At 65.6% G+C, this 21,556-nt stretch carries 21 protein-coding genes; 16 read left to right on the top strand and 5 right to left on the bottom strand.

The features are described 5' to 3' along the window. The first annotated feature begins 77 nt into the window (after positions 1-77). The 5 genes from H3H45_RS15260 (at position 78) to H3H45_RS15240 (ending at position 4,660) form a co-directional block, all read left to right on the top strand. Positions 78-731, top strand: coding sequence for a TetR/AcrR family transcriptional regulator (locus H3H45_RS15260; protein ID WP_182834581.1), 654 nt, complete (start codon positions 78-80; stop codon positions 729-731). A gap of 1 nt (position 732) precedes the next feature. Next, the gene (locus H3H45_RS15255; RefSeq protein ID WP_182834580.1) at positions 733-1,695 is read left to right on the top strand and encodes an HlyD family secretion protein; all 963 of its coding nucleotides are present in this window, start codon (positions 733-735) and stop codon (positions 1,693-1,695) included. Further along, positions 1,682-2,620, top strand: coding sequence for an ABC transporter ATP-binding protein (locus tag H3H45_RS15250; RefSeq protein ID WP_220494315.1), 939 nt, complete (start codon positions 1,682-1,684; stop codon positions 2,618-2,620). Before H3H45_RS15255 ends, H3H45_RS15250 begins: the two co-directional genes overlap by 14 nt. Further along, complete coding sequence (locus tag H3H45_RS15245) at positions 2,617-3,696, top strand: ABC transporter permease (protein WP_182834579.1); 1,080 nt, start codon at positions 2,617-2,619, stop codon at positions 3,694-3,696. Before H3H45_RS15250 ends, H3H45_RS15245 begins: the two co-directional genes overlap by 4 nt. A 76-nt stretch (positions 3,697-3,772) precedes the next feature. Next, entirely contained in the window at positions 3,773-4,660 is an 888-nt protein-coding gene (locus tag H3H45_RS15240) for a DUF6279 family lipoprotein (RefSeq protein WP_235983754.1), read from the top strand. On the opposite strand, the gene ung is transcribed toward H3H45_RS15240, so the two are convergent. Beyond that, positions 4,626-5,318 carry a uracil-DNA glycosylase gene (gene ung / locus H3H45_RS15235; protein ID WP_182834578.1) on the bottom strand — a complete coding sequence of 231 codons (693 nt, stop codon included), beginning with the start codon at positions 5,316-5,318 and terminating at the stop codon, positions 4,626-4,628. The two genes, H3H45_RS15240 and ung, sit on opposite strands and share 35 nt — an antisense overlap. A 225-nt stretch (positions 5,319-5,543) precedes the next feature. Here ung and H3H45_RS15230 point away from each other — a divergent pair, with 225 nt between their 5' ends. After that, positions 5,544-5,957, top strand: coding sequence for a PaaI family thioesterase (locus tag H3H45_RS15230; protein WP_182834577.1), 414 nt, complete (start codon positions 5,544-5,546; stop codon positions 5,955-5,957). 7 nt (positions 5,958-5,964) lie between these two features. Here the strand turns inward: H3H45_RS15230 and H3H45_RS15225 are convergent, their stop codons facing one another. Next, entirely contained in the window at positions 5,965-6,528 is a 564-nt protein-coding gene (locus H3H45_RS15225; protein WP_182834576.1) for a MarR family winged helix-turn-helix transcriptional regulator, read from the bottom strand. 117 nt (positions 6,529-6,645) lie between these two features. On the opposite strand from H3H45_RS15225, the gene H3H45_RS15220 reads away from it, so the two are divergent. From H3H45_RS15220 to H3H45_RS20230, 4 genes are read left to right on the top strand one after another with little or no spacing between them, the layout of a single operon-like run. Next, positions 6,646-6,876, top strand: coding sequence for a glutaredoxin domain-containing protein (locus H3H45_RS15220; RefSeq protein ID WP_182834575.1), 231 nt, complete (start codon positions 6,646-6,648; stop codon positions 6,874-6,876). A gap of 10 nt (positions 6,877-6,886) precedes the next feature. Next, the gene (locus H3H45_RS15215; RefSeq protein ID WP_182834574.1) at positions 6,887-7,624 is read left to right on the top strand and encodes a hypothetical protein; all 738 of its coding nucleotides are present in this window, start codon (positions 6,887-6,889) and stop codon (positions 7,622-7,624) included. 1 nt (position 7,625) lies between these two features. Further along, a complete protein-coding gene (locus H3H45_RS15210; RefSeq protein WP_182834573.1) occupies positions 7,626-7,880 on the top strand; it encodes a DUF2024 family protein in 255 nt (84 codons plus the stop codon). A gap of 10 nt (positions 7,881-7,890) precedes the next feature. Next, a complete protein-coding gene (locus H3H45_RS20230; protein ID WP_182834572.1) occupies positions 7,891-8,169 on the top strand; it encodes a Rho-binding antiterminator in 279 nt (92 codons plus the stop codon). Between the two features lie 44 nt (positions 8,170-8,213). On the opposite strand, the gene H3H45_RS15200 is transcribed toward H3H45_RS20230, so the two are convergent. Beyond that, a complete protein-coding gene (locus H3H45_RS15200; protein WP_182834571.1) occupies positions 8,214-9,095 on the bottom strand; it encodes an AraC family transcriptional regulator in 882 nt (293 codons plus the stop codon). Positions 9,096-9,321: 226 nt separating this feature from the next. Between H3H45_RS15200 and H3H45_RS15195 the strand changes: the two genes are divergently transcribed. From H3H45_RS15195 to mmsB, 5 genes are all read left to right on the top strand, one after another. Then, positions 9,322-10,815 carry a CoA-acylating methylmalonate-semialdehyde dehydrogenase gene (locus tag H3H45_RS15195; protein WP_182834570.1) on the top strand — a complete coding sequence of 498 codons (1,494 nt, stop codon included), beginning with the start codon at positions 9,322-9,324 and terminating at the stop codon, positions 10,813-10,815. Positions 10,816-10,890: 75 nt separating this feature from the next. Beyond that, positions 10,891-12,054: an acyl-CoA dehydrogenase family protein gene (locus tag H3H45_RS15190; RefSeq protein WP_182834569.1), complete on the top strand. Its 1,164-nt coding sequence runs from the start codon at positions 10,891-10,893 to the stop codon at positions 12,052-12,054. A 168-nt stretch (positions 12,055-12,222) separates the two neighbouring features. Continuing rightward, a complete protein-coding gene (locus H3H45_RS15185; RefSeq protein ID WP_182834568.1) occupies positions 12,223-13,041 on the top strand; it encodes an enoyl-CoA hydratase in 819 nt (272 codons plus the stop codon). A gap of 63 nt (positions 13,042-13,104) precedes the next feature. Next, positions 13,105-14,208 carry an enoyl-CoA hydratase/isomerase family protein gene (locus tag H3H45_RS15180; RefSeq protein WP_182834567.1) on the top strand — a complete coding sequence of 368 codons (1,104 nt, stop codon included), beginning with the start codon at positions 13,105-13,107 and terminating at the stop codon, positions 14,206-14,208. A gap of 106 nt (positions 14,209-14,314) precedes the next feature. Next, complete coding sequence (mmsB, locus tag H3H45_RS15175; protein WP_182834566.1) at positions 14,315-15,199, top strand: 3-hydroxyisobutyrate dehydrogenase; 885 nt, start codon at positions 14,315-14,317, stop codon at positions 15,197-15,199. 264 nt (positions 15,200-15,463) lie between these two features. Here mmsB and H3H45_RS15170 read toward each other — a convergent pair whose 3' ends face one another. Then, positions 15,464-16,825 carry an HlyD family type I secretion periplasmic adaptor subunit gene (locus tag H3H45_RS15170; protein ID WP_182834565.1) on the bottom strand — a complete coding sequence of 454 codons (1,362 nt, stop codon included), beginning with the start codon at positions 16,823-16,825 and terminating at the stop codon, positions 15,464-15,466. After that, positions 16,815-18,968, bottom strand: coding sequence for a type I secretion system permease/ATPase (locus H3H45_RS15165; RefSeq protein WP_182834564.1), 2,154 nt, complete (start codon positions 18,966-18,968; stop codon positions 16,815-16,817). Before H3H45_RS15165 ends, H3H45_RS15170 begins: the two co-directional genes overlap by 11 nt. Positions 18,969-19,585: 617 nt before the next feature. On the opposite strand from H3H45_RS15165, the gene H3H45_RS15160 reads away from it, so the two are divergent. Beyond that, positions 19,586-21,556 (top strand): retention module-containing protein (locus tag H3H45_RS15160; RefSeq protein ID WP_182834563.1); only part of this gene is annotated, 1,971 nt, incomplete at its 3' end.

The following is a 21,556-nucleotide window of genomic DNA, read 5'->3' as shown; positions in this document are numbered from 1 at the left end:
ACTATCTATATCACTCAAGCCTCCAGCCGGATCAACGGTGCTTGTAATTAATTAAACAAGTATTTAATTATTAACCCATGACTAAGACCACTCACCCCAAGCAACCACCGCGCGCACCGGGACGTCCCGCTGGCGATGCCCAGCTGCAGCGCGAGCGCCTGCTCGATGCCGCCGCCCAGGCCTTCGCCCATACCGGCATCCAGGCCTCCAGCCTGCGCAGCATCGCCCAGCAGGCCGGGGTCACCCCGGCCCTGGTCAACTACTACTTCGGCAGCAAGCAGCGCCTGGTCGATGCCTTGGTCGAGGAGCGCTTCTTGCCGCTGATCCGCAGCGTGGCCGAGGGCCTGCAGGCCGCCGGCGACGACCCGCGCGAGCTGGTCGAGTGCTTCGTGCGCGGCATGAGCGCAATGGTCGCGAGCCACCCGTGGATTCCGCCGCTGTGGGTACGCGAAATCCTCTGTGAAGGCGGCCAGCTGCGTGAGCAACTGACCGCGCGCATCGCCCCGCTGATTCCCCTGCTGCTGGCCCAGCGCTTCGCCGCTGCCCAGGCCCGTGGCGCCCTCAATCCGGCCCTGGAACCACGCCTGCTGGTGGTCTCGCTGATCGGCGTGACCATGCTGCCCTACGCCGCCGCGCCGCTCTGGCGCGGCATTTTTGCCAACCCGCAGATCGGTGACGAAGCGCTGATCGCCCACACCCTGGCCCTGTTGCACAACGGGATGGAGACCTGAAATGAGCAGACTGCTGCTCTGCCTGCTGCCCCTCGCCCTGCTCGCCGGCTGCGACCCGTCCGCCGACGAGGTGCTGCTCGGCACCCTGGAATGGGATCGCATCGGCCTGCCCGCCGAAGCCTCGGAAAGTATCCTGCACTGGCATGTCGCCGAAGGTGACCGCGTCGCCGCCGGGCAGTTGCTGCTGGAGCTCGACCCGCGCCGCCAGGACGCCCGTATCGCCCAAGCCCAAGGCGAAGTGGCGCAGGCCGAGGCTCACCTGAGCGAACTGCGCAACGGCGCGCGCGCGGAAAGCATCGAGGCGGCCCAGGCCAGCCTGGCACGCAGCCGCGCCGAACAGCTAGATAGCGAGCGCAACTTCCAGCGCATCGCCGCCCTCTACCAGCGCAAGCAGGTGGCCATCGCCGAGCTGGATCGCGCCCGCGCCGCCCGCGACCAGGCCAGCGCAGCCACACGCAATACCGATGCCCAGCTGCGCGAGCTGACCAATGGCACCCGCCCCGAGCAGCTCGACCAAGCCAGCGCCGCCCTGGACGCCGCCCGTGGCAACCTGGCCCAGCTGCAGGTCGGCCGTGAACACCTGAGCGTGCGCGCGCCGCGGGCCGGGCGCGTCGATGCCCTGCCCTTCAAGCCCGGCGACCAGCCGCCAGCAGGCGCCGAGGTAGCCAGCCTGCTGGTCGGCGAGCAGCCCTACGCGCGGGTCTTCGTGCCAGCCAAACAGCGTGCCGGCTTCCAGGTCGGCGACAGCATGCGCGTGTTCGTCGAGGGCATCGAGCAGCCTTTTGCCGCGACCCTTAGCGCGATTCGCAGCGAAGCCAGCTTCACCCCCTACTACGCCCTCACCGGCGACGATGCCAGCCGCCTGGTCTATCGCGCCGAACTGCGCCTGCAAGGCGCCGCCGCGCAGCAGCTGCCGGCCGGTCTGCCACTGCGCGCCGAGCGAGCGGACCATGCACAGCAATGACCTGGTGATCCAGGCGCGCGGCCTGAGCAAGCGCTTCAGCGAGCTCACTGCGGTCGACCAGCTCGACCTCAGCGTGCGCCGCGCCGAAGTGTTCGGCTTCCTCGGCCCCAACGGCAGCGGCAAGTCCACCACCATCCGCATGCTCTGCGGCCTGCTGCTGCCCAGCGCCGGCGAGATCGAGGTGCTCGGTTGCCAGATCCCGCGCGATGCCGAAGAGCTGAAGCGGCGTATTGGCTACATGACCCAGCGTTTCTCCCTCTACGAAGACCTCACGGTGGCCGAGAACCTCGACTTCCTCGCCGCCGTGCATGGCCTGCCCCGGCGCAGCAGTCGCCAGCGCATCGACGAAGTACTGGAGCGTTACTGGCTGGCCGACCGGCGCAAGCAACTGGCCGGCACCCTCAGCGGCGGGCAGAAGCAGCGCCTGGCCCTGGCCGGCGCGGTCTTGCACAAACCCGACCTGCTGTTGCTCGACGAGCCGACCAGCGCGGTCGACCCGCAGTCGCGCCGCGAGTTCTGGGACTCGCTGTTCGAACTGGCCGACGCCGGCACCACCCTGCTGGTGTCTACCCACTACATGGACGAAGCCGAACGCTGCACGCGCCTGGGCATTCTCGACGCCGGCCGCCTGGTGGCCGACGGCAGCCCGCGCGAGCTGATGGACGCCCTGCCCGGCCATCCACTACTGATCGAACACCCCCAGCCGCGCCTGGTCCAGCGCACGCTGCAAGGCAGCCCGGACGTGCTGGCCATGGCGCAGATCGGCACCGTGCTGCGCGTACTTGTGGCCAACCCCGATGCCCGCCAGCACATCGAGCAGCGCCTGCGCAGCGCCGGCATCAGCGCGCAGATCGAGGACGGCGAAGCCAACCTGGAAGACGTCTTCGTCAGCGTCACCCGCAAGCCCGTGCAGGCCCAGCCATGAACCTGCGCCGCCTGAGCGCCATCGTGATCAAGGAGCTGCGCCAGTTGCGCCGCGACAAGCTGACCTTCGCCATGATCGCCGGCATCCCGCTGCTGCAGCTGGTGCTGTTCGGCTACGCCATCAACATGGACGTGCGCGGCATCGAGGCCGCCGTGCTGGATCAGGCCAACACGGCCAGCTCGCGCGAAGCGGTGGCGGAAATCGCCTCCAGCCAGGTGCTCGACCTGCGCTATCGCCTCAGTTCGCCGCAGCAGATCGACCAGTTGCTGCGCCAGGGCAAGATCAGCGCCGCACTGGTAGTGCCGGCCGATTTCGACGCCCGCCTGCAACGCCAGGACCGCCCACCGCTGCAGCTGATCGTGGATGGCTCGGACCAGAGCGTGCAGGCCTCGGCGCGCCAGCTGGCGGCCTATCCGCTGCCCGGCTGGGAGAGTCGCCAGGGCGTCGAGGTGGTCAACTTCTACAACCCCGAGCGCCTGGCGCCGCTGAACACGGTGCCGGGGCTGCTCGGGGTGATCCTGACCATGACCATGGTGCTGTTCACCGCCGTGGCCCTGGTCCGCGAGCGCGAGCACGGCAACCTGGAAATGCTCATCGCCACGCCGGTATCGCCCTGGGAACTGACCATCGGCAAGCTGCTGCCCTTCGTCGGCATCGGCCTGGTACAGATCACGGTGATCCTGGTGGTCGGCTACTGGCTGTTCGGCGTACCGGTGCGCGGCTCGCTGCTGGAGCTGTACGCCGCCTCGCTGCTGTTCATCGTCGCCAGCCTGGCGCTCGGCGTGTACCTCTCGACCCTGTCGCAGACCCAGTTCCAGGCCATGCAGATGGCCTTCTTCACCTTCCTGCCGCAGATCCTGCTGTCCGGCTTCATGTTCCCCTTCGCCGGCATGCCCAAGGCGGCGCAGTGGATCGCCGAACTGATGCCACTCACCCACTACCTGCGCCTGGCCCGCGGCATCATGCTGCGCGAGGCAACCCTGCTCGAGCTGTGGCCACCGGTGCTGGTTCTGTTGCTGTTCTCGGCCCTGCTGCTGGCCCTGGCGGTGACCCGCATCAGCAAGCGCCTCGACTAGCGGGGCGCCACGCAGGGAACTGCAACGGCGCTCGACTGCTCTATTCTGGGTTCAGAATTCTCGGACGGGTCTCGCCATGCATCTGCACCGCCGTGTCATAGCCCTGCTTTGCGCCACCCTGCTGCTGAGCGCCTGCAGCCGGATCGACCTGGCCTATCGCAACCTCGACTGGCTGATCAGCTGGTCGCTCGACGACTACCTGCAACTCGACAGCGCCCAGAAGGACTGGCTCAAGCCGCGCCTGCGCGAGCATCTGGACTGGCATTGCAGTACCCAACTGCCGGCCTACTCGGCCTGGCTGCAACGCAGCGAAGCCCTGGTCGAGCAGCCACAGCTGCAACCCGAGCAGCTGCGGGCGCAGTTCAGCGAGTTCCGCCAGGCGCTGGATGCCATCGCCGTGGAGATCACCCCCACCGGCACCGAGCTGCTGCGCGGGCTCAACCCGCTGCAGGTACAGGAGCTGGAGGCGGCCATGGCCAAGGAGGATGCCGAGCTGCGCGCCGAGTACCTGGAGCCCGCGATGGAGGAGCAGATCGCCCGCCGCCGCGAACGCATGGAGGAACGCCTGCAGCCCTGGTTTGGCGATCTGAACGACGCGCAGCGCGGGCACGTGGCCACTTGGGCCAATCAGCTCGGCGAGCAGAACCGGCTGTGGCTGGACAACCGCGCGCACTGGCAGGCCAAACTGCGCGCCGCCCTGGAGAGCCGCCGCGGCGCCGAGTTTGATGCGCGCCTGCAAAGCCTGCTGCAGCAACGGGCGCAACACTGGACGCCGGCCTATCGTGAGCAGTTCGAACGCTCGCAACAGCTGCTCGCCGAGCTGTTCAGCAACCTGCTGAATGCCGCCGACAGCCCCCAGCGCCAACACCTGCAACAACGCCTGGCGGCGCTGCGCCAGGACCTCGACAGCCTGGCCTGCCAGCCGCCGACTACAGCGCCGGCAGTCGCCAATCGATCGGAGTGAGGCCGCACTGCTCCAAGTACTTGTTGGTGCGGCTGAAGTGGCCATTGCCGAGGAAGCCGCGGTAGGCCGACAGCGGTGACGGATGCGCCGATTTCAGCACCAGGTGACGGGTGGCATCGATCAGCTTCTGCTTGCCCTGCGCATGCGCGCCCCAGAGCAGAAACACCAGGTTGCCCGGCCGCGCATTGACCACTTCGATCACCTTGTCGGTGAACGGCTGCCAGCCCTTGTCGGCATGCGATCCGGCGTTGGCCTGTTCCACCGTCAGCGAGGTGTTGAGCAGCAGCACGCCCTGCTCGGCCCAGCTCTGCAGGCAGCCGTGCTTGGGGATGTCGATGTTCAGGTCGCGCTGCAATTCCTTGAAGATATTCACCAGCGACGGCGGAGCAGGCACCCCCGGCTGCACCGAGAAGCACAGGCCATGGGCCTGGCCGGGGCCGTGGTAAGGGTCCTGACCGAGGATCACCACTTTGACCTGCTCCAGCGGCGTGGAATTCAGCGCATTGAAGATCAGCGCCCCCGGCGGAAACACCACCTTGCCCGCCGCCTTCTCCGCCCGCAGGAATTCACTGAGCTGCGCCATGTAAGGCTTGTCGAACTCCTCGCGCAGGGCCTCTTTCCAGCCCGGTTCGAGTTTGATGCGATCGTCGACGCTCATGGGTAGTCCTGCACGGCAAAAAACGGAACCGGCACGCTAAGGAAGGCACCGGGGCAAGTCAAGGCGGCCAGACCGTAGGGCGGGTGAAACCCGCGCCTGAGTACAACGCGGGTAGCACCCGCCCTACCCGACAACCTGATGCACCACCATCACGCCTTTGTATGCAGATTGCCGGTGGCTACAGGCGGGCCAAGACTGCAGGTATCACCCCACGGAGCCATCCGCATGAGCACAACCACCGGTATCAGCCGCGAACGCCTGGAGCAGGCCCTGCAGCACTCCACCTTCGCCCAGTTGCTCGGCGCCGAACTGCTCGACTTCGCGCCTGGCAAGGTCAGCCTGCAAGTGCGCAGCCGCCCCGACCTGTGCCAGCACCATGGCTATATGCATGGTGCTGTGGTCGGCTTCATGGTCGACAGCGGCTGCGCCTGGGCCGCGGCCTCGATGGTTGGCGATGTGGTCACCAGCGAGTACAAGCTCAACCTGCTCGCCCCGGCACTGGGCGAGCGCCTGATCTGCCGCAGCGAGGTGCTCAAGGCCGGCCAGCGCCAGGCGGTGTGCCGTGCGGACGTGTTCGCCGTCAAGGATGGGGCGGAGAAGCTGATCGCCACCGGCCTGGCGACCATCGCCCGGGTGTAATACCCCGTCAGGCCGCCTGCGGCTGGTGCTCGCGGCAGATCAGCTCGGCATCGGGCACCGTCAGCGGCTCCTGGGTCAGGCCGCAGAACGGCGCGCCATCGCGCTGCTGATGGAAGCGGCAGGTGCGGCACAGACCGAAGCCCGGCACGTCCTCGCTGCGCTGGATCTGTCGTAGCAGGTCGCCGAACAGCCCCTCCAGCGCCTGCGCGCGCTCGCCCATCTGCTCCAGCGCCGCCACCAGGAACTGCGGCGGCGCGACGGCTGCCACCAGCTCGCGGGCCGGCGCGGTCAGCTGCAAATGCACGCTGCGGCGGTCGCGCGGATCCTGGCTCTTCTCGATCAGGCCCTTGGCCTCCAGCGCCTTCAGCGATTGCGACACCGTGCCCTTGGTCAGTCCCAGGTACTCGGTCACTGCCAGCGGCGTATTGGAGTAGCGGTTGCAGCGCGCCAGGTAGACCAACGCACTGACCTGGATCGGCTGCAGCTCCACCAGCAGCGGGTGCTGGCGATTCCACATGCGCATCAGGCTGGTCAGCCGCTCGAGCAGATCGAAGAGAGTTGTGCCGGTCATATATCACTCCTGTCGAAACATAGTATCGACTAAATACCATATTGACAAAGAGCGCAGCGGGAGTAGCCTTCGCATCAGTATCGAATCGATACCAAATTAACTTGAAGGAGACCCGAAATGACCAACGCATGCTTCTACCACGCCGGCTGCCCCGTTTGCGTCTCGGCCGAACAGACCCTGCTCAACCTGCTGGCACCACACGTGAAAGTCGAGGTCGTCCACCTCGGCGACCAGAAACAGCGCGTCGTCGAGGCCGAGCAGGCCGGCGTCAAATCGGTGCCCGCGCTGGTGGTCGATGGCCAGGTGCTGCACCTGAACTTCGGCGCCTCCATCGACGACCTCAAGTAAGGAGCCGACCATGAAAGCCCCCTTCACTTTCGCGCTCATCGCGCTCCTCGCCAGCCAGGCCTGGGCCCACGGCCCGGGCGGCATTCACAGCGAGAAAACCTCCAAGGTCGACGCCGCCTTCGACCTGGTACACACCCGCGTTTTCAAGGACGGCAGCGACCTGGTGTTCGAACAGCTGGTCGACGGCAAGGCCGGTAGCCGCATGCCCTCCGCCAAGGGCAGCTTCGCCGCCGCCGAGGTGTACAGCTACGTGTGGCCGACCAGCCTGGACGCCGGCAGTGTCGGTTTCGAGCAGGGCTCGGACATCCTCGCCCTGGCGCTGACCTCGCACCCGGACTTCGACGACACCCCGCAGCTGGATGAAAACCGTGACGGCAAGCAGGACAACGACGGCGGTCTCTGGCACTCGCACTGGGTGGTGCTGACCAAGGACGCCAGCTGCGGTCCGTCCGGCCTCAAGGTGCGCGACATTCCCGAGGGCACCAAGCCCAAGCTGCCGGCCACCTGGCCCGGCGCGCCGATTTACATCGACTCGCCCGGCTATGACCTGAGCGCGCAGGGCGACGCCGCGCGCATCCGCGTACCACTGGCCGCCGTCGGCTTCCCGCAGAGCTTCAACTACGACGGCGTGACCGCCGCCCTGCAGGTCAACGCCGACCTGCACAACCCGCTGCTGTGCGTCTCCAGCGTATGGGACGTGGCCTCCGGCGACCTGTCGCTGCCGGCCACTTGGAAAGAGGAGAAATGACATGAACGTGAAAGTGTTCGACACCCACGTGCGCACGCTCGACGGTGGCTACCTACACTTCGACGTGCTCATCGAAGGCAACGACCAGACACTCGCCACCCGCCATGCCCGCGAATGGCTCGCCAGCCGCGGCGTGGCGGATGCGGACGTATCGCAGAGTCGCTGCCAGTTCTGCCACAGCGAGCCGGCCCACCCCGATGTCGCCGCCGCCATCGCCCAGCAGGGCTACTTCATCATCCCGCTACAGGGTTGCTAAGGAGACCAAGGTGAACACGTATCAGCCCCTGAACTGCGATCTGCACGATTTTCTCGAGATCGCTTGCATGCATGGCTACCGCCTGCAGGTCGAGCTGGTCGAGGGTCCGAGCTTCGTGGCCAGGGCGCTGGATACGCGCACGGCCCCAAGCAAGGAAGAGTTCCTCGTGCTGCAGACCGACGAAGGCAAGCAGGAGGTGCGCCTCGACCAACTGCTGGCTATCACCCCGCTCGACCCCGGCGCCAGTTTCGGCCGGGTGGAGCTGGCGGGGATGATCTGCTCGATCTGACCCCGACAGAAAAGGCCGTGGCTCATAGCCACGGCCTTGTTCTTCTACCCCTGATGCAACGCCCGGTAATGGCTGGGCGCCATGCCCACCACCTTTCTGAACAGCCGCGAGAAGTAATAGGGATCGTCGTAGCCCAGTTGCTCGCCGACCTGGCGGACTTCCAGGCTGCCCTGGTCGAGCAGGCGGCAGGCGTGGGCCATTTTCAGGTTGATGAAGTCCTGGATCGGCGCATGGCCGGTCAGGGCGCGGTAGGTCTTGGCGAAGTGGAAGCGCGACAGCTTGAACTGCGCCGCCAGTTCGTCGAGGTTGAGGCTGTCGTGCAGGTGGGCGCGCATCACCGCCTGTACCGCGTCCACGTCGAGCACCCGGCCGGACTTGAGGTTGGCCCGCGCCGGCAGCACAGCCAGGGAACTGAGCAGCGCCTGCAGCTGATGGGCGGCGTGGATGAAGTGCGGCAGGTTGAGGCCCTGGCGGTGCAAGCCGAGCAGCGCATCGAAGTCCGCCAGCAGGCGCGGCTGCACGCCGATGCGGCGCAAGCGCGTCGGGCCGAGCAGGCGCAGGAAATCCTCGCAGGCGCTGCCGTCGAAGTGCACCCAGTACAGGGTCCAGGGCCGCTCGGCATCGGCGCCATAGGCATGCGCCTGGCCCTTGGGCAGCAGCAGCAAATCGCCACCACCAACTTCTAATCGTCCATCCTCGCTGTCCAGCCAGCCACGCCCAGCACGGCAGTAGATCAGTAGATGGTCGTCCGGCTGCGGGCGCTGCATACGGTGCCCGGCCGCTTCCGGGTAGAAGCCCAGGGCCAGCGGGTAGCAGCCGCCAGACAACGCATGGCGCGCCAGCACCCGGCGCAGGCGCGGCGGGGTGATGAAGCGCAGGCCGTTGGCGGGCAGCGGCCAGTTGGAGGTTTCTACATGAACAGTCATAACGTGCCTTGGTAGCCCGGATACAATCCGGGGGCGCCCGTCCCGGAGTGCACCCGGGCTACGGACTGGTCGTCCTACAATCTCGGTGGACAGACGCTTCACGCTAGGTGAATGGGTCAACACTCAATCACAAGATCGTCCATCCAATCGGCAAGATCGTCAATCCACAAGCGCGCAGGCAGTGGCTATAACAAGGGCACACAAGAACAAGCTCAGGAGACACCTGATGGCCCGCGTAATCCCCCAGCTGATTGATGGCGAGTGGCAAACCAGCCATTCGCGCGAACTGATCGAAGTGACCGACCCGGCCACCCAGGAAGTCCTGGCCCTGGCGCCGAAGGCCACGGCGGATGAAATCGAAGCGGCCATCGCCAGTGCCAAGCGCGCCTTCCTCGCCTGGCGTGAAGTGCCGGTGCCCGAGCGCGCGCGGCTGATGCTGCGCTACCAGCACCTGCTCAAGGAACACCACGACGAGCTGGCCGAGATCCTCGCCGGCGAGACCGGCAAGACCTTCGCCGATGCCAAGGGCGATGTCTGGCGCGGCATCGAAGTGGCCGAGCACGCCGCCAACATCTGCAGCCTGATGATGGGCGAGACGGTAGAGAACGTCGCCCGCGAGATCGACACCGCCAGCTATATCCAGCCGCTCGGCGTGTGCGTCGGCATCACCCCGTTCAACTTCCCGGCGATGATCCCGCTGTGGATGTTTCCGCTGGCCATCGCCTGCGGCAACAGCTTCATCCTCAAGCCGTCCGAGCAGGACCCGCTGACCCCCAACCGCCTGGCCGAGCTGTTCCTCGAGGCCGGTGCGCCCAAGGGCGTGCTGCAGGTGCTGCATGGCGGCCGCGAGGTGGTCGATGCCCTGCTGGTGCATGAGGATATCCGCGCCATTTCCTTCGTCGGCTCAGTGCCAGTCGGCCAGCACATCTACCGTACCGGCACCCAGCACCTGAAGCGCGTGCAGGCCTTCGCCGGGGCGAAGAACCACATGGTGATCATGCCCGACGCGCCCAAGGATCAGGTGATCAGCAACCTGCTCGGCGCCAGCTGCGGCGCGGCCGGGCAGCGCTGCATGGCGATCAGCGTGGCGGTGTTCGTCGGCGAATCGAAGGCCTGGATCGACGAGCTGGCGGCGCAGATCGCCGAGCTGAAACCCGGTTACTGGAACGATGCGAGCGCCGCCTACGGCCCGCTGATCAGCCAACAGGCCAAACAGCGTGTGCTGCGCCTGATCGCTGAGGGCAAGGCCGAGGGAGCCGAGTGCCTGGTCGATGGTTCGCAGTGCACGGTGCCGGGCTACCCGAATGGCAACTGGCTGGGCCCGACTCTGTTCCGCGGGGTGACCACCAAGATGGGCCTGTACCGCGAGGAAATCTTCGGCCCGGTACTGGTGTGCATGGAGGTCGACACCCTGGAAGAAGCCATCGAGCTGGTCAACGCCAGCCCCTACGGCAACGGCACCTCGATCTTCACCCGCTCCGGCGGCGCCGCACGGCACTACCAGCACGCGGTGGAAGTCGGCCAGGTGGGCATCAACGTACCGATCCCGGTGCCGCTGCCGTTCTTCTCCTTCACCGGCTGGAAAGGCTCGTTCTATGGCGACCTGCACGCCTATGGCAAACAGGCCGTACGCTTCTATACCGAGACCAAGACGGTGACCAGCCGCTGGTTCGATGACACGCCCGTGAGCGGGCCGAATATGACCATCCAGTTGAAATGAACCCGCGCCAGGCTGGCTACCCGCCGGCCTGACTGCTTTTGCCAGGGAACACCCCTTCCCCGCTGAGGATTGGCTATGGATTTTGAACTGAACGAAGAGCAACGCCTGCTGGTCGATAGCGCCCGCGCCTTTGCCACGCGCGAACTGGCGCCGCATGCTGCCGACTGGGATCGCGACCACCACTTCCCGGTCGACGTGATCAAACGCGCCGCCGAACAGGGCTACCTGGCCCTGTATATCAAGGAAGAGGACGGCGGCCTGGGCCTGTCGCGCCTGTCCAGCTCGCTGATCTTCGAACAGCTGTCCGCTGGTTGCGTGGCCACCACGGCCTTTCTGACCATTCACAACATGGCTTCCTGGATGCTCGCTTCGTTCGCCGATGCGGCACTCAAGAAGGCCTGGCTGCCGCGCCTGACCTCCGGCGAGCTGCTGGCCTCCTACTGCCTGACCGAGCCGGACGCCGGCTCCGACGCCGCCCGCCTGCGCACCCGCGCCAAGCGTGACGGCGACGACTACGTGATCGACGGCAGCAAGTGCTTTATCTCCGGCGCCGGCAGCACCGACGTGCTGATTGTCATGGCGCGCACCGGCGAAGACGGCGCCAAGGGCGTGTCGTGCTTCCTGGTGCCGGGCGATGCGCCGGGGGTGAAGTACGGCCGCAACGAACTGAAGATGGGCTGGCGCGCCCAGCCGACCCGCACCATCACCTTCGAGGGCGTGCGCATCCCGGCGGGCAATCGCATCGGCCCGGAAGGCCAGGGCTTCGTCTACGCCATGAAAGGTCTGGACGGCGGCCGCATCAATATCGCCAGTTGCTCGCTGGGTGCGGCGCAGGCGGCGCTGGAGCAGAGTCTGCGCTATGTCGAGGAACGCAAGCAGTTCGGCAAGGCGCTCAGCGAGTTCCAGGCCCTGCAGTTCAAGCTGGCCGACATGCTCACCGACCTCACCGCCAGCCGGCAGATGGTGCGCCTGGCCGCGCACAAACTGGACCACGCCGACGGCGAGGCCAGCCTGTACTGCGCCATGGCCAAGCGTTTTGCCACCGATCACTGCTTCACCCTGTGCAATGAGGCCCTGCAGCTGCATGGCGGCTACGGTTACCTCAACGACTATCCGCTGGAGCGCTGGGTGCGCGACAGCCGCGTGCACCAGATTCTGGAAGGCACCAACGAGATCATGCGGGTGATCATCGCCCGCCGCCTGCTGGACCAGGGCGGCATGCTCGATCGCCTGTTGTAAGAACCTGCATAGGATTTGCTGCGCGTCGGCCCTGCTGCGTTAAAAACAGGCTCGGAATGCTCATGTACAAAAGTACATTCCGCTTCCTCGCCTATTTTTGCCTTGCATGGCTCTAGCTCGCAAAATCCTAAACAGGTTCTAAGCCTATTGCAGAAACGAGGACGTTTTATGAGCAACGCCATCGAAGCCTACAAGCCCGGGGTTTTCGACCTGACCCACAAGATCACCGTGGAAAAGCACGGCCACACCGCGCTGATCACCATCAACCACCCGCCGGCCAACACCTGGGACCGCGACTCGCTGATCGGCCTCAAGCAGCTGGTCGAGCACCTCAACCATGACGACGACATCTACGCCCTGGTGGTGACCGGCCAGGGCAGCAAGTTCTTCAGCGCTGGCGCCGACCTCAACCTGTTCGCCGATGGCGACAAGGCCCGTGCCCGCGAGATGGCCAGGCGCTTCGGCGAGGCCTTCGAGGCGCTACGCGATTTCCGTGGCGTATCGATTGCCGCGATCAACGGCTACGCCATGGGCGGCGGCCTGGAATGCGCCCTGGCCTGCGACATCCGCATCGCCGAGCGCCAGGCGCAGCTGGCCCTGCCGGAAGCCACAGTCGGCCTGCTGCCCTGCGCCGGCGGCACCCAGGCGCTGCCCTGGCTGATCGGCGAAGGCTGGGCCAAACGGATGATCCTCTGCGGCGAACGCATCGACGCGGAAACTGCGCTGCGCATCGGCCTGGTCGAGCAGGTGGTGGACAGCGGCGAAGCCCGTGGCCATGCCTTGCTACTGGCAGCCAAGGTGGCGCGGCAGAGCCCGGTGGCGGTGCGCACCATCAAGCCACTTATCCAGGGTGCCCGCGAGCGTGGCGCGAATACCTGGCTGCCGGAAGAGCGCGAGCGTTTTGTCGACCTGTTTGATGCCGACGACACCCGCGAAGGGGTCAACGCCTTCCTGGAAAAACGCGACCCGCAGTGGCGCAATAAATAAGCTGCAAGCCATCAGCGGCAAGCTTGTAGCTTAAAGCTTGCCGCTCAACCGAAGGTTGTACCCATGAACGTGCATTTCGAAGAACGCCACGGCCAGCACGGCTACCGCATCGGCATCGCTAGCCTGGATGCGGAAAAAAGCCTCAACGCCCTGACCCTGCCGATGATCGAGGCGCTGGATGCCAAGCTGAGCGCCTGGGCGGCTGATCCGAGCATCGCCTGCGTGCTGCTGCGCGGCAACGGGCCCAAGGCCTTCTGCGCCGGCGGCGACGTAGTGCAGCTGGTGCAACAGTGCCGCGAACACCCGGGAGAGATCCCGCCACTGGCTCGACGCTTCTTCGCCGACGAATACCGCCTCGACCACCGCATCCACACCTACCCCAAGCCGCTGATCTGCTGGGCCCACGGCCATGTGCTGGGCGGCGGCATGGGCCTGATGCAGGGCGCCGGGGTGCGCATCGTCACGCCGAGCAGCCGCCTGGCCATGCCGGAGATCAATATCGGCCTGTACCCGGATGTCGGCGGCAGCTGGTTCCTCGCCCGCCTGCCGGGCAAGCTCGGCCTGTTCCTCGGCCTGACCGCCAGCGGCATCAATGCCCGCGACGCCCTGGATCTGAACCTGGCCGACCGCTTCCTGCGTGACGACCAGCAGGACGTGCTGATCGAAGGCCTGGTGCAGATGAACTGGCAGGAACAGGCGCCGGCACAACTCACCAGCCTGCTCCGTGCCCTGGAGCAGGAAGCGCGCGCCGACCTGCCGCAGGCACAGTGGCTGCCGCGCCGCGAGCGCCTCGACGCCCTGCTCGACGTGGCCGACCTACCCAGCGCCTGGCATGCCCTCAGCGCCCTGCAGGGCGACAGCGACCTGCTCCTGGCGCGCGCCGCCAAGACTCTGAGCGAGGGCTGTCCGCTGACTGCGCACCTGGTCTGGCAACAGATCCAGCGCGCCCGCCATCTGTCGCTGGCCGAAGTATTTCGCATGGAATACGCCATGAGCCTGAACTGCTGCCGCCACCCGGAATTCCCCGAAGGCGTGCGCGCCCGCCTGATCGACAAGGACCAGGCGCCGAAGTGGCACTGGGCGGATGTCGCAACTATCCCGGCGGCGGTGATCGAAGCGCACTTCGAACCCGTCTGGGAAGGCGAGCACCCGCTGGCCGATCTGTAAATTTCCTGTAGGAGCCAGCTTGCTGGCGATCGGGCACCCCTGATCGCCAGCAAGCTGGCTCCTACGAACGCGACACCTGGCATTCGCTACGAGGAGAACAATAACAATGACTCAGATCGCCTTTATCGGCCTCGGCCACATGGGCCTGCCCATGGCCCGCAACCTGCTCAAGGCCGGCTTTGCCATCAGCGTCTTCGACCTGGTTCAGGAGAGCATGGCCAGCCTCGCCGCCGAAGGCGCCAAGGCCGCTGCCAGCGCTGCCGATGCAGTGCGCGATGCCGCGGTGGTGGTCAGCATGCTGCCGGCCAGTCGCCATGTGGAAAGCCTGTACCTGGGCGACCAGGGGTTGCTGACGCAGATCACCCCCGGCAGCCTGGTGCTGGAATGCTCGACCATCGCTCCGGACTCGGCGCGCAAGGTGCACGCGGCAGCAGCGGCACGCGGCATCGGCCTGCTCGATGCGCCGGTATCCGGCGGCACCGCCGGTGCGGCAGCCGGCACCTTGACCTTCATGGTCGGCGGCAAGGCCGAGGCCCTGGAAAAGGCCCGTCCGATCCTCGCCGCCATGGGCAAGAATATCTTCCACGCCGGCCCGGATGGCGCCGGCCAGGTGGCCAAGGTGTGCAACAACCAGCTGCTCGCCGTGCAGATGATCGGAACCGCCGAAGCCATGGCCCTGGGCGTGGCCAGCGGCCTGGACCCGGCCGTGCTGGCCGAGATCATGCGGCAGAGTTCGGGCGGCAACTGGACCCTGGAGAAGTACAACCCCTGGCCAGGCGTGATGGAAAACGCGCCGGCCAGCAAGGGTTACAGCGGCGGCTTTATGGCCGAGCTGATGGCCAAGGACCTGGGCCTGGCCCAGGAAGCCGCCCAGGCTACCGCCAGCAGCACGCCGATGGGCGCCCTGGCCCTGCAGCTGTATCGCCTGCTGCTCAAGCAAGGCAACGGCAAGCTGGATTTCTCGGCGGTGCAGAAGCTGTTTGTCGAGTAGCCGAGCGCCTTCACCGACCGTAGCCCGGATGTAATCCGGGGAGGGTTATGTGGTATTCCCCGGATTGCATCCGGGCTACGGCTCTCGACACCGCCCCTCTCCCCAGCCCTCTCCCATGAATGGGAGAGGGGGCAGTCCCGGCAATGCCTGAAGCCTTCTTTGCCGGAACATAGTCAGCGCGCGACAGCGAAAGAGAGGGAGCGCATTAGTCACCCCTCTCCCATTCATGGGAGAGGGGTCGGGGGGAGAGGGAAAACCCGCCACTCAGCGCTCGCGCAACGCCTCGGACTGGGCGCGGATGATCGGTTTGAGCAGGTAGCTGAGCACGCTCTTCTTGCCGGTGATGATGTCCACCGAGGCGACCATGCCGGGGATGATCAGCAGCGGACGCTCCTCAGTGCCCAGGTGGCTTTTGTCGGTGCGCAGCTGGATCAGGTAGAAGCTGTTGCCTTCTTCGTCGGTGATGGTGTCGGCGCCGATCTGCTCCAGCTTGCCCTGCAGGCCGCCGTAGATGGTGTAGTCATAGGCGGTGAACTTGACCACGGCCTTCTGCCCCGGATGCAGGAAGGCGATGTCCTGCGGACGGATGCGCGCTTCGACCAACAGGCTGTCGTCCAACGGCACGATTTCCACCAGATCGCTGCCCGGCTGGATCACCCCGCCGATGGTGTTGACCAGCAACTGCTTAACGATGCCGCGCACTGGCGAAGTGACCAGGGTGCGGTTGACCCGGTCTTCCAGGGCCTTGCCGGTTGCCTGGATCTTGCTCAGCTCGGTACGCGCCTCGTTCAGCTCGGTCAGCGCATCGCTGCGGAAACGCCCACGGGTCTCGTCGATCTTGCGCTGCACTTCTTTGATCGCCGACTCGGCACGCGGAATTGCCAGGCTGGTGGCATCCAGCTGGCCACGGTTCTCCGCCTCAGTGCGGCGCAGGCGCAACAGCTCGACCTGGGACATAGCGCCCTGGGCCACCAGTGGCTCGGACATCTCGATTTCCTGGCGCAGGAAACCCAGGCTGCGACTGTACTGCTCGCGTTTGGAGGCGAACTCGCGCAGTTCTTGCTGGCGCTGGATCAGCTGCTCTTCCAGCCCCGCCACTTCGTCGCGCAGCTGCTGCTGGCGACTCTCGAACAGCGCCTGTTCGCTGGCCGCCAGATGCGGCACGGCCTCTACCGCCTTGGCCGGCATGCTCAGCGGGCGCCCGTCGATCTCGGCACTGAGGCGCTCGATACGCAGCAGCAGGGCAAAGCGATCGGCCTCGGTCTCGCCGACGTTGGAGGCGAAGCGCGTGTCGTCCAGGCGCAGCAGCGGCGCGCCCGCCTCCACCACCTGGCCTTCGCGGACGAACAGTTCGGCGACGATGCCGCCCTCCAGGTTCTGGATCTTCTGCAGCTTGGACGAGGGAATCGCCTTGCCATCGCCGCGAGTGACTTCGTCGACCACGGCAAAGTGCGCCCACAGCAGACCGAACGCGAAGAAGGCGACCAGGCTCCAGATGGTCAGGCGCACCAGGCGCGGTGCATCTTCCACCAGAGCCTTGCGGACTTCGGGCATGGGCTGCCCGTCAAGCGAGGCGCGCCCTTTGAAATAGCTGCTCAATTGCGCCTTGAAGGACTCAAGCGACATTGATCCGCCCTCCACGCAAGGCTTCCATCACCTCGGCTTTCGGCCCGTCGGCGACGATGCGCCCACGGTCGATGATGATCAGCCGCTCCACCAGGCTGAGCAGCGAGGTGCGGTGGGTGACCAGCAGCAGGGTCTTGTCGGCGATCACCGGCAGCAGGCGCTGCTTGAGGCGCTCCTCGCCAGAGTTGTCCATGGCGCTGGTCGGCTCGTCGAGCAGCAGGATCGGCGGGTCGAGCAGCAAGGCCCGGGCCAGGGCCACGTTCTGCCGCTGACCGCCGGACAGCTGTTGGCCGCGCTCGCCGACCGGCAGCTCGTAACCCTGCGGATGAATCCGGGCGAATTCGTGCACGCCGGCCAGTTCGGCGGCATGCAGCACCAGGCTGTCCTCGACGTAGCGCGCGCCGCTGACCAGGTTGTCACGCAGGCTGCCGCTGAACAGCTGGATGTCCTGCGGTACGTAACCGATGTTGTGGCGCAGATCGCTGACATCCAACTGGCGGATATCCACGCCATCCACCAGCAGGCTACCGGAGTCGGCCTGGTACAGGCCGACCAGCAGCTTGGCCAGCGAACTCTTGCCCGAGCCGCTGCGGCCGATGATGCCGACCTTCTCGCCGGGGCGGATCTGCAGGTTGATGTCCTTGAGCGCCGCGCCCTGCTGCTGCGGGTAGTGGAACTCCAGGTCACGGCACTCGATGGCGCCGCGCAGCTGCGGACGCGCAAGGGGCCGCTCGTGTTCCTCGTGCTCCTGCGGCAGCTCCATCATCTGGTCGATATTGAGCATGGTCACCCGCGCCTGCTGGTAGCGGGTGAGCAAGCCAGAAAGCTGGCCGAGCGGACTGAGCGCGCGGCTGTTGAGCATGTAGCAGGCAATCAGGCCACCCATGCTGAGGTCGCCGGCGATGATCAGGTAAACGCCGCAGACGATCATCACCACGCCGGCCAGTTGCTGGATCAGCCCGGTGATGTTCAGCGCCAGGCTGGACAGCATGCGCGCGCGCAATTCCAGGCGGCTGAGGGTGCCGATGGTCTGTTCCCACTGGTATTGGCGCTCGCTTTCGGCGTTGTTGACCTTGACCGCGTCGAGCCCGGCGAGGGTCTCGATCAGGCTCGACTGGCGCTCGGCGGACAGCGCCATGGTGCGTTCCATGGTCTCGGCCAGGGGTTTCTGCAGCAGCCAGCCGATGCCCAGCGCCAGAGGAAAGGCCAGCAGCGGAATCCACACCAGATGGCCACCGAGCACGGCAATCACCAGCAGCACCAGGAGGGTGAACGGCAGGTCGATCAGGGTGGTCAGCGTCAGCGAGGCGAGGAAGTCGCGCAGCACCTGGAACTCGTGAATATTCTGCGCAAAGCTGCCGATCCGCGCCGGGCGGAACTTCATCGCCATGCCGACGATGCGTTCGAACAGCGTGGCGGAAATGATCAGGTCGGTCTTCTTGCCGGCCAAGTCCAGGCACAGGCCGCGCATGGTCTTGAGCAACAGGTCGAACAGGTAGGCGCCGGAGATGCCGATGGCCAGCACCCAGAGGGTCGCCGCCGCCTGGTTGGGCACCACGCGATCGTAGACATTCATCACGAACAGCGGCGCGAACAGGCCGATCAGGTTGATCAGCACGCTGGCCGCCACCGCATCGATATACAGCCAGCGCGAGCGTTTGAGGGTGTCACGGAACCAGGAGCGGGTGCGCGGGATCAGGCTTTCCCGATCCAGGTCGTGCTTGTGCCGCGGCTGGGCGAAGAACACCTCACCGGAGTAATCGGCAAGCAGCCGGTCCAGCTTGACCCGCACTTCCCCACCATCGCTTTCGCTGAGCAGCAGCCGAGCATGCTCGGCATCGCACGCCAGCAGGATGGCACTGCGGCCATCCTTCAACAGCAACAGGGCCGGCAAGGCCATGGCGGGAATCTGCTGCAGCTCACGACGTAACCAGCGGCCCTGCAGACCGGCACGGGCGGCCGCACGCGGCAGCAACTCGGCGCTCAGGCGCTGGGCCGGCAAAGGTAAGCCGGCCGTCAGCATGGCGCGGGTAGCCGGGCGCTGGTGCAGGGCACAGAGCGACAGCAGGCTGTCCAGCAGGGGGTCATCGTAGCGTGCCCGTGGATCACCCACTGGCTTGGTCTGGCTGGTTTCTGCGGTCACGCGGGAACACTCTCGATTCTTATCGCTTACATCCGGCAAGCACTGCATAAGCAACTCGCCGCCTACTTAGCCCGGACACTCCTTTGTGGGGGCCATGCACCTTCCGTGGTACAGACAATCTGAAAAATCCACCTGCGCGCCCACTGCCGAGCCTCTACGAGGCACACATGACAAGTGCCGGTAAACCGACAGTAGAATACCGTCAATCACCTGGCTACCAAGCTTTCGTCTGCTGCCATGCAACCAACAGTGCCACACAGAGTTCGCAGCAGGCTGCCTTTCGGCTCACACGAAAACGCAAAAAATCAAGCATTTGCCAACAGCAGCATGACCTATCAGTCATCCAGAACGCGTGCAGACCGGCGCCATAATGGCAACTGGCCATGACCGTTGATCGGAGACTGATGAAATCACCTGAGATAGCAAAGTGACATAACAAGATTGATTGTTTAGCATGTTTCTTGCTCGGTCAATAAAACGGCATAAAGTCAATAGCGAACAACTATAAAACAATAGTTTGACGCTATTTTTATGTCACACTTCACAAAACTGTCGGTGTAGGCGCCTCGTGGTAGCCGGCCCGGAAGCCTGTTGCAGTTAGACAAAGGAGAGTCCTCATGAGCAATGTCGTTGCGGTCGTCAAAGGCGTTGTCGGTCAGGTCATTGCACTTTCACCAGAAGGCATCCAACGCCTGCTCGTCGAGGGTGATCGCCTGTTCCGTGGCGATCAGGTCATGACCGGACAACAAGGCACGCTCAGTCTGCAACTGCAAGGTGGCCAGGACCTCGAAATCGGCCAGAACAGCCAGTGGCTCGCCAGCACCGAAACCGAAACACAACCCACCCAGGCGACCCAAGCACCTTCCGACGACGAACTCGCGGCAGAAGAGCTGCAACAAGCCATCGCCGCGGGTGTCGACCCTACCGCTGAACTCCCTGCCACGGCGGCCGGTCCGGGTGCCGGTGGTGCCGGCGGGGGTGCTGGCGGAGCCGGTGGCGGCCACAGCTTCGTCCTGCTCAGCGAAACCGCGCAACAGCTAAATCCAACGGTAGGTTTTGCCACCGAAGGCCTGGATAACGCTTTCGCTGCCATTGAAGACGAGACGCCAGCCCCCACGCCTGCCGCGGCAACCACCACAGACGCCACGCAACCAGCTGCTGAGAACACCCCACCGCCCGGTGGCTCGTTCAATTTCGAGACTGCCGAAGACACACCGTTCGAAGGCAGCTTCCAACTCGTGGATGCAGATGGCGACAGCCTGACCTTCAACCTGCTCGACGCACCGGACAATGGCCAGCTGACCCTGAACCCGGATGGTAGCTGGCTGTACACCCCCAACCCCGACTACAACGGCCCGGACAGTTTCCAGGTCCAGGTCAGCGATGGCCGTGGCGGTGTCAACACCCTGGTGGTCAACATCGGCGTCACCCCGGTCAATGACGCCCCGGTCGCCGTGGCCGATGCCGCCAGTGTCGCCGAAGGCGGCAGCGTGCTGATCGACCTGGCCGGTAACGACACCGACAGCGACGACGGCATCGACCCGAGCAGCATCGTCATCACCGGTAACCCGGCCAATGGCACCGTCACCGTCAACGCCGACGGCACCGTCAGCTATCAGCACAACGGTTCCGAAACCACGGGCGACAGCTTCACCTACACCATCAAGGACGCCAGCGGCCAGGTCTCCAACCCGGTCACCGTCACCGTCGGGGTCACCCCGAGCAATGACGCCCCGGTCGCCGTGGCCGATAGCGCCAGCGTTGCCGAAGGCGGCAGCGTGCTGATCGACCTGGCCGGTAACGACACCGACAGCGACGACGGCATCGACCCGAGCAGCATCGTCATCACCGGTAATCCGGCCAATGGCACCGTCACCGTCAACGCCGACGGCACCGTCAGCTACCAGCACAACGGCTCCGAAACCACCGGTGACAGCTTCACCTACACCATCAAGGATGCCAGCGGCCAGGTCTCCAACCCGGTCACCGTCACTGTCGGGGTCACCCCGAGCAACGACGCGCCGGTCGCCGTGGCCGATGCCGCCAGCGTCGCCGAAGGCGGCAGCGTGCTGATCGACCTGGCCGGTAACGATACCGACAGCGATGACGGCCTCGACCTGGGCAGCATCGTCATCACCGGTAACCCGGCCAATGGCACTATCACCGTCAACGCCGATGGCACCGTCAGCTACCAGCACAACGGTTCCGAAACCACCGGCGACAGCTTCACCTACACCATCAAGGACGCCAGCGGCCAGACTTCCAACCCAGTCACCGTCACTGTCGGGGTCACCCCGAGCAACGATGCGCCGGTCGCCGTCGCTGATGCCGCCACCGTTGCCGAAGGCGGCAGCGTGCTGATCGACCTGGCCGGTAACGATACCGACAGCGACGACGGCATCGACCCGAGCAGCATCGTCATCACCGGTAATCCGGCCAATGGCACCGTCACCGTGAATGCCGATGGCACCGTCAGCTACCAGCACAACGGCTCCGAAACCACCGGTGACAGCTTCACCTACACCATCAAGGATGCCAGCGGCCAGGTCTCCAACCCGGTCACCGTCACTGTCGGGGTCACCCCGAGC

It is taken from the genome of Aquipseudomonas guryensis (assembly GCF_014164785.1).
Taxonomy (GTDB): domain Bacteria; phylum Pseudomonadota; class Gammaproteobacteria; order Pseudomonadales; family Pseudomonadaceae; genus Aquipseudomonas; species Aquipseudomonas guryensis.
The sequence above is the reverse complement of the archived record's forward strand: the minus strand, read 5'-3'. Positions and strand labels throughout refer to the sequence as shown.